We start from the raw sequence: 12,088 nt of genomic DNA on the forward strand, positions 1-12,088 counted from the left end.
AAGCGAATTAAACCTTTATAGGGTGTTACTAAAAACCAACGCTGGGTATAGCAGCCAGTACGTTTGATTGTTACAGATGGGACGAATTTCCGTTGATCCTGAACGCCCCTGACGTTTCAGCCGATAACATTGGTTACCCATAGCAGAGATATAACCGTCGGAAACTGCGTAGCTATTTCCATCAATCACAATATCTTCATTGGCATTGATGTTTAACTCTGGAATAGCTTTTGCTTCACTTTCCTGTATACCAGTACCTGAATCGCTAAGGTGATGCGTAAAGCTTGGATTAACCAGCGGCAGATTGGCTTTGACACTCTGAGGTTGTGACACACATCCCAGCATTGTCATAGTGCTGAAAAGTAGAGCGGATAATATAACTTGTCTTCTCATTGCCTGACTGTAATACGTCCATTTAAAAAGTGGTCGTAGCATAACATAACCGAGCAAAAAGGCATGCACTGATTAACAGCCTGCTTAAACTCTGAGCAGAAGCATTACCGGCTGTGTAAAAAATGTGCGTTTAAATTTAAATTTTATTGGGGGGGTAGTCAGTTATACTAATGTTTACTATTATATCGGGTGATTATAGTGACCTCTCCACGAAGCCTCAGGTGGCTGGTGTAGCCATGTATAGGTTCGGCGATATTCTCAACGGAGTTAGTGAGTAAATGGATTTTCCTGTTTGTAGTGTGGGCGTGAGAACACAGGTGGGTAAGGATTCTGTGGAGAAAAGTAAGGCATGATGGACTATCTGCAGTTTATTCCGTTATTTACAGCATTTTTTGTTGCATTGATTTTGCTGGTGGTGATGACACCCCTGGCCCATCAGTTTGGGCTTGTTGATCAGCCGTCATACAGAAAACGTCACAACGGCATAGTACCGTTGACCGGCGGTGTAGCTATTTTTGTTGCAGTACTCGTAGCCAGCGTACTAACAGACGTGTGGATGAAAAACAATCCGCTGTTTTTTACCGCTTCTGCCTTTATTGTGCTGCTCGGTATGCTCGACGACCGCTTTGACTTAAGTGCCAAGGGGCGCCTGGTTTGTCAGTTTGGCGTAGCGTCCATAATGGCGTGGAGTGCGCAAAACTACATTACTTCACTTGGTGACATTTTTGGCTTCGGTTCGGTTTATTTAGGCCTTGCCGGATACTTCTTTACGCTGGTATGCGTGGTAGGAGTCATTAACGCCATCAACATGATTGATGGTATCGATGGCCTGGCGGGCGGTATGAGTCTGGTTGTGTTGCTGAGTGTTGTTAGTTTGCTACTACTGTCAGACAACGGCGCTGCTATTATGGAGCCGCTGGTTATCATTGCTGCCATAGTGCCGTTTCTGGCATTTAACCTTAGCCTGAAAGGTTTTAAGGGGAATAAAATATTTATGGGTGATGCCGGCAGTATGTTTGTTGGCCTCACCATCGTGTGGTTATTGGTTGATCACACCCAGGGGCCCGGCGCTTCGCTACGCCCTATTACCGGCGTTTGGTTAATTGGTCTGCCCCTAATGGACATGGCAGCCATCATGTTCAGACGAGCCAGAAAAGGTCAGTCAGTGCTAAAACCAGACCGCAAGCACCTGCATAATATCTTTATGCGGGCAGGTTTTAGTCCTCGCCGTTCTTTAGTAGCAATTCTACTGATGGGCGCAGGATATTGTCTTATTGGTATTCTCGGTGAGGTTTATCAGGTTCCGGCTTACATCATGTTCTGGGGATTCATGGCGTTATTAGTGGTTTACAGTACTGCAATCATGAATATCTGGAAAATCATACGGTTTTTCCGGGCGGTAAAGCGCCGCCTGCTACCCGCATAAATTGCATCACAGTGGTGCATATTTGTTGTAAAATCCGGTACACTTCGCGTTACTGTCGATAGCCGGATTTTACCTTGACCCCCAACTTTTCAATTAAACACAGCAACTACCGGGTGCATGAAATTCCCGCCATTGTTGCTATGGCCGTTTACGAAAAGGACTGCGCGGACTGGGTTGACCAGGCAATTGTCAGCATTCGTCAGCAAACTTATAACGACTTTCTTTATGTCATTGTTATTGATGGTCATATCTCGCCTGAATTACTGGCTGTCATCATGCAGCACGCTGAGGAAGATGAACGTCTGGTGATCATTGAAGGTAGCGCCAACAGAGGGTTGGCAACCTGTATGAACTTCGCCATTGACTGGTCTTTGTCGTTAAAGCCGCAGTACTTTTTCCGCATGGATGCCGATGACATTTCCGAGCTAAACCGTCTGGAAAAGCAAATTACTTACCTGACCAAACATGCACACGTTGCCATTTTAGGTACCGGCCTGATTGAAATTAATGAGCAAAATCATCAGGTGGGGGCGAGGGTGATGCCACAAACCAATCGCCAAATTACCCGGCTGTTGCCGCGCCGGTGTACTATTAATCACCCCACCGTATGTATTCGCTACAAAGTGTTTACCGACGGCTACCGTTATGACGATGCACTGCATAATACTCAGGATTACTTTCTCTGGATTGAGCTCGCCGCGGCAGGCTACATTTTTTGTAATCTGAAAGATAAGTTGCTGCGCTTTCGGCGGGTTAATGATTTTTATAAGCGTCGCGGGCTGATAAAGTCATTAAATGAATTCAGAGCCCGCTTCCGGGCGATGCGCTGGCTTAATCGCCTGACTCCTTACAATCTCGTTTATGCCTGTATGGTATTAGGTCTGCGGATGATGCCATCGGGGGTTGTCAAAATGGCTTATAAGCTCGACAGGCACCTACTTGAAAAAATAATAAAGCATTGAAATTCGCGGCCATTATCATTCTGTTTCATCCTGAGCGACAAATTCTGCTCAACAACATCAGGTTGCTGGAGGCCGCTGGCTGGCAGGTGATAGTAGTGGATAATTCCCCACAAAGTCATCAGGGTTGGTTGTCATCTTCAGTCGAATTCAGGCATTGTCCTGAAAACGCTGGCATTGCTCACGCGCAGAATATCGGTTTGCTCTTAGCTAAACAGCATGAGTATGACTATGCCATGTTGCTTGATCAGGATAGCCAGCTTAGCGAACAGTTGTTGCAAACGGTAAAACTGCGGGTAGTTGAAGCTCAGACTCATTATCCGAATCTGGCCGCTTATGGCCCCTCTATTGTCAGTGAATTTGACGGTCAGGTTGTCCGTGCAAAAGTGCAACGCGCTGTACCCGATGAGCATGGCTTCCTGCACAGCAGGCAGATTATTGCGTCCGGAAAGGTCATTCCAATATCAGTGCTCGCTGAAATTGGTTTGATGGAAGATGCGTTATTTATAGATGGCGTGGATCATGAATGGTGTTGGCGGGCCAACCGTAAGGGTTACCGGATTATTAGTGATACACAGGCCTTATTACGCCATAAACAAGGTGAGTCCCGTAAGCGAATCATGGGAGTTACGTTTAAAGTTGGAAGTTCTGTCCGGCTTTACTATCAGTATCGCAATATCCTCATTTTATTGCGTCGTTCTTATGTTCCGTTTTACTGGAAAATCAGGAACTGTGTAGCCCTGCCAGTCAGATGGATAATTAATGGCTGGTTTTTAGAGCAACGCAGGGAACGTCGGCGCTATATGCGGCAGGGTCTCATAGATGGCTTAAAGAAGCGGTCGGGCCGTTACAAGGCAGACCAATAAGTTTTCTGTTGAGCCTGTAACGTCATGATGCTTTAATGTTTTAGTTTTATTATTAGATATGCCTGATTAACACGGGCACCGCTGAGTTTTAGAAGGAAGGGAACAAGTGAAGGTAACAGTCTTTGGAATTGGCTATGTGGGCCTGGTGCAGGCTGCAGTGTTAGCTGAAGTGGGCCACGACGTTGTTTGTGTGGATGTGGATCAGGCCAAGGTTGATAACCTTAAAAAAGGCCTTATCCCCATTTATGAGCCGGGCTTAACGCCGCTGGTCACCAGCAACTATGAAGGCGGCCGGGTAGACTTTACCACCGATGCCAAAATGGGTATCGAGCATGGAGAGCTGATTTTTATCGCTGTGGGTACGCCGCCGGATGAAGATGGTTCAGCCGATCTGAAATACGTGCTGGCAGTGGCGGAAACCGTAGCCACTCATATGCAAAATCATAAGATTATCATCAACAAATCTACTGTCCCGGTCGGTACCGCTGACAGAGTCAGCGCAAAGGTCAGCGAAACGCTGGAATCCTTAGGGAAAGCACTGACCTTTGATGTGGTATCTAACCCGGAGTTCTTAAAAGAAGGCGCAGCAGTTAACGATTGCATGCGACCAGACCGGATTATTATCGGCACCCAAAGTGAGAAAGCCGAGAAGAAACTGCGCGAACTCTACGCGCCGTTTAACCGTAATCACGACAAAGTTATCGTGATGGATATTCGTTCAGCAGAGCTAACCAAATATGCCGCCAACTGTATGCTGGCCACCAAAATCAGCTTTATGAATGAGATGGCCAACCTGGCAGAGCGGTTTGGCGCCGATATTGAGAACGTGCGTCGTGGTATCGGTTCTGATCCCAGAATTGGTTATCAGTTCATCTACCCGGGCTGTGGCTATGGTGGTTCATGTTTCCCCAAAGATGTGCAAGCGCTCATTCGTAGTGCAAACCAGGTGGGCTACCAGGCGAAAGTTCTTGAATCAGTGGAAGCGGTTAACTACACCCAAAAAGAAAAACTGTTTGAATATATTTCCGGCCATTTCGATGGCGACCTGAAAGGCAAGACTATTGCTTTATGGGGATTGTCGTTCAAACCGAATACTGATGATATGCGTGAAGCCTCCAGCCGCGTGCTGATGGAGCTGTTATGGGAACAAGGTGCTACGGTTCAGGCCTACGACCCTGAAGCAATGGAAGAAACCCAGCGTATCTATGGCAGTCGCCCGGATCTAAAATTAACCGGAACGAAAGAAGCAGCCCTTGATAGCGCTGATTTCCTGGTGATTTGTACTGAGTGGCAGTCATTCCGGGCACCGGATTTTGACTTAATTAAAGAAAAACTGAGCATTCCTTTAATTTTCGATGGCCGGAATTTGTATGATCCGAAAATCATGTCGGAATACGGATTGCATTACTACGCCATTGGTCGAGGACTATCAATAAAAGGACATAAACTATGAGTCAGGTAAAAAAAGCGGTTATTCCTGTAGCCGGCCTAGGTACGCGTATGCTGCCAGCAACCAAGGCAATTCCAAAGGAAATGCTGCCGGTTGTCGATAAACCATTAATTCAATACGTGGTTAACGAGTGTGTGCAGGCGGGTTTAAAAGAAATTATTCTGGTAACTCACGCCAGTAAAAACAGCATCGAAAACCACTTTGATACCTCTTTCGAACTTGAAACCACGCTGGAACAGCGGGTTAAACGTCAGTTACTTGAAGAAGTACAGGCTATTTGCCCGAAAGACGTAACAATCATGCACGTGCGTCAGGGCGCTGCTAAAGGTTTGGGTCACGCAATCATGTGCGCGCACCCTATGGTAGGTGATGCACCATTTGCGGTGGTTCTGCCGGATGTAATCATCGACGATTACGCCAGTAACCTGAAAAAAGATAATCTGGCTGACATGGTCGCGCGCTTCAATACCAGCCGGGTAAGCCAGGTAATGGTAGAGCAGGTACCACAAGAGAACATTTCCAAGTTTGGTATTGTTGACTTGGAAGGCGCAAGCATTAAGCCTGGTGAATCTGCCAAGATCCATGACATGGTTGAAAAGCCGCCACTGGAAGAAGCGCCATCTGATCTGGCTGTAGTGGGTCGTTACGTGTTGTCGCATGAAATCTGGCCGCTGCTTGAGTACACTCCGCCTGGAGCGGGTGGGGAAATCCAGTTAACCGATGCCATCACTTCACTGATGAAGGTTGAACAGGTTGATGCTTACTACATGAAAGGCAAGAGTCATGACTGTGGTAGTAAACTAGGCTATATGAAAGCTAACGTTGAATATGCGCTGCGCCATCCGAGCCTGGGCGACGAATTCAAAGAATATCTGGCCTCGTTAAACGGCTAGTGATATTCACAGAGCTAAATTGAAAAGGCCACTTCATTGAAGTGGCCTTTTTGTTATCAGGTAACTTATTGGTTTATTTTAAGTGTTTAACCAAACCTTGAACAACTTTTACGCTACCGGCAACGATCTCACCTTTATAAAGTGGGTCATTATTGCCGCTGAAATCAGTTACCAGACCGCCAGCCTCACGAACCAGCAATTCACCGGCTGCAATATCCCAGGGCTTAATGCCGCGTTCCCAATAACCGTCATGTCGGCCTGCTGCAACGTAGGCTAAGTCCAGTGCTGCACTACCAGCACGACGAATGTCACCACAGTCATGGAAGATTTTATTTAAGCGAATAGCGTAGTCTGCATATTGTGTTTTGTTTTTAAACGGTAACCCGGTAGCTAATACCGTTTCAGATAAATCACGGGCCTTGCTGGCGCGAATGCGATAACCGTTTAGCTGGGCGCCCTGGCCACGAGAAGCAGTGAACAACTCACCACGGATAGGATCGAAGACTACGCCCTGGTCGAGACGACCTTTATGCAGCAGTGCAATCGATACGGCAAAATGAGGAATGCCTTTAATGAAATTGGTGGTGCCGTCGAGGGGATCTATGATCCATTGGAACTCAGCGCTTTCGCCTGCGGTTTCGCCACTTTCTTCACCTAAAAAGCTATGCTCGGGGTACGACTGCTTAATTTTGTGAATAATTGCCATTTCGGCATCTTTGTCGATTTGGGTAACATAATCGTTTGCGCCCTTCGCCTGTTTTACCAGGTCGTCACGATTTTCAAAACCGCGGACAATAAGAGAGCCAGCCACGCGCGCAGCGCGCACCGCAATGTTCAGCATCGGATGCATAACAAAACCACCAATTGTAAAAGATCAAAAAATAAACGCCGCGGAGTTTACCAGTTCCACTTCACAATGCAATGCCAGCACAGACGAAATACGCAGCTAAGCGGTGAGAATGTGTAAGCGGTATGCTAAACTCTGCGCCATTTACAGCCGTACTCTTTTAAGCATGTTAGAAAATATCAGAATTGTATTAGTGAATACGTCACATACCGGCAATATCGGTTCTACCGCCCGGGCGATGAAAACCATGGGCTTAAGCAACCTGTATCTGGTTGATCCGGTAAGCCCGCCTGATGGCAAAGCCAGTGCACTCGCGGCCGGTGCCGGAGATGTATTAGCGAATGCTAAAACCGTGAGTAAACTGGAAGAAGCGGTGGCAGGCTGTGGCCTGGTTGTGGGGACGTCAGCCCGCTCAAGAACCTTAAGCTGGCCCATGCTGGAGCCACGCAGTTGTGGTGAAAAACTGATAAAAGAAGTTGATAACTACCCGGTGGCACTGGTGTTTGGTCGTGAAAACAATGGCCTCACTAATGAAGAGCTCCAGCAATGTCATTTCCATGTATGCATTCCGGCCAATCCTGATTACAGCTCGTTAAACCTGGCGGCTGCGGTGCAAACCCTGTGTTACGAAATACGTATGGCGTTCTTAAATAAAGATGCCATTCCAACCGAAGAAACAGAATATCCGTTAAATGATGATTTGGAGCGCTTCTATGTGCACCTGGAATCAACGTTAAAAAAAGTCAGCTTCATTAATGAAAATCACCCGGGCATTGTAATGACCCGCCTGCGCCGCTTATTTAACCGGGCTCGCCCGGAGTCCCAGGAGCTGAATATCTTACGCGGTATTCTGGCGTCAGTGGATAAATCAGCCGGGAAATAGCCATGTTCAGCCGAATGAAAGAAGATATCAGAGCGGTTTTTCACCGCGACCCGGCGGCGCGAAACGCTTTTGAAGTACTGACCAACTATCCTGGATTACACGCCGTTTGGTTGCATCGGATAAGTAACAAGCTCTGGCGACTGGAGTTGAAATGGCTCGCCCGCTCGCTATCGACTTTCAGCCGCTGGTTGACCGGCATCGAAATTCACCCGGGCGCCACCATCGGCCGGCGCTTCTTTATTGACCACGGCATGGGCGTGGTGATTGGCGAAACGGCTGATATTGGTGACGATGTCACCCTTTACCACGGCGTTACCCTGGGGGGAACGACCTGGAATGCCGGTAAACGTCACCCAACCCTGGAAAATAACGTTGTTGTTGGTGCAGGCGCCAAGGTGTTGGGGCCAATTACCATTGGTGAAGGCGCCAAAATTGGCAGTAACTCGGTTGTCGTTAAAGACGCGCCACCCGGAACCACAGTGCTTGGTATCCCCGGGCACATTCTGCAGCCAGCCAAAGAAACCGACACAGGTAAAGAAAAGCGCAATGCCATTGCTAAAAAATATGGCTTTGATGCGTACGCGGTGGCTTCTGACAATCCCGATCCAGTGGCCAATGCCATGGGCATTATGGTGGAGCATATCCACGCTATGGACGGTCGCATCGAAGAGCTGTGTCAGGTGATTCAGGGCATGGGTGGCGAGGTATCCAAGGAACGCCTGAGCGCGATGACCGCAGAAGACTTCGCCAGCACTGGTATTTCTCCTGTAGTGCCTAATTCGAAACAGGTGAGTCACGACGAATTCGATCCTCAGATCTGAGCATCCGACTCAATTGGCCTCCGAGTGCATCGGAAAACAGCGTAATACCTGAGTAAGGAGTAGGGTTTTATACTTGACCAATTTACTCGGGTATGGAACAATTTTGCCATTGTTCACTATCCGTATTTGGTTATGAAACTGACTTCAAAAGGCCGCTACGCAGTAACGGCAATGTTAGATGTGGCACTCCATTCCAAGCAGGGGCCGGTATCGCTGGCCGATATTTCTGCCAGGCAGGAAATTTCTCTGTCTTACTTAGAGCAGCTTTTTTCGCGCTTACGCAAAGAAAGTCTGGTACTGAGTGTGCGGGGACCTGGCGGCGGCTATCAACTGGGCCGGGAAGCAGAGCTTATCGCTATCGGCGAGGTGATCCGAGCGGTGGACGAATCTGTTGATGCTACGCGCTGTCAGGGGCAGGGCGATTGTCAGGCGGGTGAGCGTTGTCTGACCCATAGTCTGTGGCAGGACCTCAGTGACCGCATCAGCCACTTTCTCGATGGCATCAGCCTCGGGGAATTGATGGCCAAGGGCGACGTACAGGAAGTCGCCGGTCGCCAGGACAAACACAAGATGCCGGTTGACGGTAAAATTCAGGTCAGTATTCAGTTATAAAGACAGGTCATGACGCGTACTCCCGTTTACTTAGATTATGCTTCTACCACGCCGGTAGACCCTAAGGTTGCAGCACAAATGACTGCGAGCCTTACGATGGAAGGCAATTTCGGCAACCCGGCTTCGCGCTCACACCGTTTTGGTTGGGTGGCTGAAGAAGCCGTTGATGTGGCACGCAATCAAATTGCCGATCTGGTGAATTGCGATCCCCGCGAAATTGTCTTTACCTCTGGCGCCACCGAGTCGGATAACCTGGCGATTAAAGGTGTGGTCGACGCCTCGGATAACCAGCAAAAGCACGTTATAACCGTGGCAACCGAACACAAAGCGGTACTCGATACGGTTGAGTTTCTTGCCGGGCAAGGGGTCAGGGTTACGCTACTAGCGCCCGACGCTCATGGATTAGTATCGGTGGAGCAGGTGGCCGAGGCGATAGATGATGACACCGTGCTGGTCTCGGTGATGCACGTCAATAACGAAACCGGTGTTATCCAGGATATCGCCGCTATTGGTGAGTTGTGTCGCGAGCGTCAGGTGTATTTCCATGTGGATGCTGCACAGAGCCTGGGCAAATTGCCTATCGACCTGACAGCCCTGCCAGTGGATTTAATGTCTTTCTCGGCACATAAATGTTACGGCCCAAAAGGAATTGGCGCGTTGTATGTTCGCCGCCGGCCAAAAGTGCAAATTGCCGCGCAAATTCATGGCGGTGGTCATGAGCGGGGTATGCGCTCGGGTACGCTGCCAACCCATCAGATAGTGGGTTTTGGTGAAGCCTGTGAGCTTGCCGCCCGATCCCTGAATGAAGAAGCCACCAGATTACGCGGGTATACCGAATTGTTGTGGGAAGAGGTCAGTCGCCTCGATGATGTGCATCTGAACGGCCACCTTACTCAACGCGTGCCTGGCATTATCAACATCAGTTTTGGTGGGGTAGACGGCGAAAGTCTGGTGATGGGACTGCATGATATTGCTATCTCCACCGGTTCGGCCTGTACCTCGGCGAGCATGGAGCCGTCCTATGTGTTAACGGCGCTTGGCCGAAGTGCGCAATTAGCCCATGCGGGGTTGCGTTTTTCTGCCGGTCGTTTTACCAGTGAAGAAGACATCCGTTTTGCTGCGCAGAGAGTAATAGAAACAGTGAAAACGTTGCGCGAAGTCAGACAGGCAGGTTAGCACTGCCGCCTGTCACAGGGCGTTATTCAGACCTAAGTCGGAGCCGCTAAGATTGCAGTTAAGCCAATATTCAGGCAAGATTGCGGCCCCCAGATTTCAGTGCACACAAAGCGCTACATTGCCGCACTAAACCGACGTCAGATTCGGTTTGGCAGAGGGCAGAAACGCCCCGGGAATGCCCCGGGTGAATAGTTGAGTGAAATACTCGGGTATTATATAATGTGGCACCCATGTCGCGGTGACAGCAAAAACGCTGAACAGGTGTAGTGATGACACTACATGGTGATTATCGCGGCGAAATGTTCAATAACAGTGAGATGAGTCAATGAGCGAGCAAATCGAACAGGCGCTATCGAAACAATACGAGGCGGGTTTCTATTCTGAAATCGAGTCTGATACCTTCGAAAATGGTCTGGACGAATCCATTATCCGCCGTATATCAGCCATGAAAAATGAGCCGGAATGGATGCTCGAATGGCGCCTGAAAGCCTATCATTCATGGCTGGAAATGGAAGAGCCGGACTGGGCTCATGTTGATTATCCTAAAGTGGATTATCAGGCCATTTCTTACTACTCATCACCTAAGAGTATGAAGGACAAACCAAAGTCCCTCGACGAAGTCGATCCGGAACTGCTGGATGTGTACAACAAGCTGGGTATTCCACTGCATGAGCAGGAAATGCTGGCTGGTGTTGCCGTTGATGCAGTATTTGACTCGGTATCGGTAGTAACAACCTTCCGTGAAAAGCTGCACGAAGCGGGCGTTATATTCTGTCCGATTTCGGAAGCTATCCAGAAATATCCTGAGCTGGTTAAAAAATACATCGGCTCAGTGGTTCCTCGTACCGATAACTATTTTGCTGCACTGAACAGTGCTGTATTTACCGATGGTTCGTTTGTGTATATTCCTAAGGGCGTACGTTGCCCAATGGAACTGTCTACTTATTTCCGTATCAACGAGCAAAATACGGGTCAGTTTGAGCGTACACTTATTGTTGCTGATGAAGGCAGTCACGTAAGTTATCTGGAAGGGTGTACTGCACCACAACGTGATGAAAACCAGTTACATGCAGCCGTTGTTGAACTGGTTGCGCTGGATAAAGCCAACATCAAATACTCAACGGTACAAAACTGGTACCCGGGTGATGAAAACGGCAAAGGCGGTATTTACAACTTTGTGACCAAGCGCGGCATTTGTCATAACGACGCAAAAATCAGCTGGACCCAGGTAGAAACCGGCTCAGCCGTTACCTGGAAATACCCAAGCTGCGTGCTGAAAGGGGATAACAGCGTTGGTGAATTCTACTCCGTTGCCTTAACCCGTGGACGCCAGCAGGCGGATACCGGGACCAAGATGATTCATCTGGGTAAAAACACCCGCTCCACCATTATTTCAAAAGGGATCTCGGCAGGAAAAAGTAATAATGCCTACCGCGGTCTGGTACAAATGGGGCCAAAATCTGATGGCGCCCGTAATTTTACGCAGTGTGATTCGCTGCTAATTGGCGATCAGTGTGGTGCGCATACGTTCCCGTATATCGAGAGCCGCAACCCGTCTGCCATCGTTGAGCACGAAGCCACGACATCCAAAGTGAGTGACGAACAGTTATTCCTGGCTCAGCAACGTGGCCTGGACGCAGAGAAAGCGGTGTCCATGATCGTCAATGGCTTCTGTAAGGAAGTCTTTAAAGAATTACCAATGGAATTTGCGGTGGAAGCCGGCAAGTTACTCGAAATTAGTTTAGAAGGTTCTGTGGGGTAA

12 protein-coding genes are annotated in these 12,088 nt (G+C 48.6%); 10 read left to right on the top strand and 2 right to left on the bottom strand.

Going from position 1 to position 12,088, the window contains the following annotated elements:
* Positions 1-15: 15 nt before the first annotated feature.
* On the bottom strand, positions 16-393 hold the full coding sequence (locus D9T21_RS07920; protein WP_206427246.1) for a hypothetical protein: 378 nt from the start codon (positions 391-393) through the stop codon (positions 16-18).
* A 349-nt stretch (positions 394-742) separates the two neighbouring features.
* Here D9T21_RS07920 and wecA point away from each other — a divergent pair, with 349 nt between their 5' ends.
* The 5 genes from wecA (at position 743) to galU (ending at position 5,987) form a co-directional block, all read left to right on the top strand.
* Positions 743-1,819 (top strand): UDP-N-acetylglucosamine--undecaprenyl-phosphate N-acetylglucosaminephosphotransferase, encoded by a 1,077-nt coding sequence (gene wecA, locus D9T21_RS07925; protein ID WP_123324490.1) that lies wholly within the window; start codon positions 743-745, stop codon positions 1,817-1,819.
* A 74-nt stretch (positions 1,820-1,893) separates the two neighbouring features.
* A complete protein-coding gene (locus tag D9T21_RS07930; RefSeq protein ID WP_123324491.1) occupies positions 1,894-2,781 on the top strand; it encodes a glycosyltransferase in 888 nt (295 codons plus the stop codon).
* Positions 2,778-3,644: a glycosyltransferase family 2 protein gene (locus D9T21_RS07935; RefSeq protein ID WP_123324492.1), complete on the top strand. Its 867-nt coding sequence runs from the start codon at positions 2,778-2,780 to the stop codon at positions 3,642-3,644. Before D9T21_RS07930 ends, D9T21_RS07935 begins: the two co-directional genes overlap by 4 nt.
* A gap of 106 nt (positions 3,645-3,750) precedes the next feature.
* On the top strand, positions 3,751-5,097 hold the full coding sequence (locus D9T21_RS07940; protein ID WP_123324493.1) for a UDP-glucose dehydrogenase family protein: 1,347 nt from the start codon (positions 3,751-3,753) through the stop codon (positions 5,095-5,097).
* Positions 5,094-5,987, top strand: a complete 894-nt coding sequence (galU, locus tag D9T21_RS07945; RefSeq protein ID WP_123324494.1) for a UTP--glucose-1-phosphate uridylyltransferase GalU — start codon at positions 5,094-5,096, stop codon at positions 5,985-5,987. Before D9T21_RS07940 ends, galU begins: the two co-directional genes overlap by 4 nt.
* 73 nt (positions 5,988-6,060) lie before the next feature.
* Here galU and suhB read toward each other — a convergent pair whose 3' ends face one another.
* Positions 6,061-6,837 carry an inositol-1-monophosphatase gene (suhB, locus tag D9T21_RS07950; protein WP_123324495.1) on the bottom strand — a complete coding sequence of 259 codons (777 nt, stop codon included), beginning with the start codon at positions 6,835-6,837 and terminating at the stop codon, positions 6,061-6,063.
* 163 nt (positions 6,838-7,000) lie between these two features.
* Here suhB and trmJ point away from each other — a divergent pair, with 163 nt between their 5' ends.
* From trmJ to sufB, 5 genes are all read left to right on the top strand, one after another.
* Positions 7,001-7,717, top strand: coding sequence for a tRNA (cytosine(32)/uridine(32)-2'-O)-methyltransferase TrmJ (gene trmJ / locus D9T21_RS07955; RefSeq protein ID WP_123324590.1), 717 nt, complete (start codon positions 7,001-7,003; stop codon positions 7,715-7,717).
* Positions 7,718-7,719: 2 nt separating this feature from the next.
* A complete protein-coding gene (cysE, locus tag D9T21_RS07960) occupies positions 7,720-8,538 on the top strand; it encodes a serine O-acetyltransferase (protein ID WP_123324496.1) in 819 nt (272 codons plus the stop codon).
* A 132-nt stretch (positions 8,539-8,670) separates the two neighbouring features.
* Complete coding sequence (gene iscR, locus D9T21_RS07965) at positions 8,671-9,150, top strand: Fe-S cluster assembly transcriptional regulator IscR (protein WP_123324497.1); 480 nt, start codon at positions 8,671-8,673, stop codon at positions 9,148-9,150.
* Between the two features lie 9 nt (positions 9,151-9,159).
* Positions 9,160-10,326: an IscS subfamily cysteine desulfurase gene (locus tag D9T21_RS07970; protein WP_123324498.1), complete on the top strand. Its 1,167-nt coding sequence runs from the start codon at positions 9,160-9,162 to the stop codon at positions 10,324-10,326.
* A 325-nt stretch (positions 10,327-10,651) separates the two neighbouring features.
* Positions 10,652-12,088, top strand: a complete 1,437-nt coding sequence (gene sufB / locus D9T21_RS07975; RefSeq protein ID WP_105934385.1) for a Fe-S cluster assembly protein SufB — start codon at positions 10,652-10,654, stop codon at positions 12,086-12,088.

The organism is Marisediminitalea oceani, from assembly GCF_003731635.1.
Taxonomy (GTDB): domain Bacteria; phylum Pseudomonadota; class Gammaproteobacteria; order Enterobacterales; family Alteromonadaceae; genus Alteromonas; species Alteromonas oceani.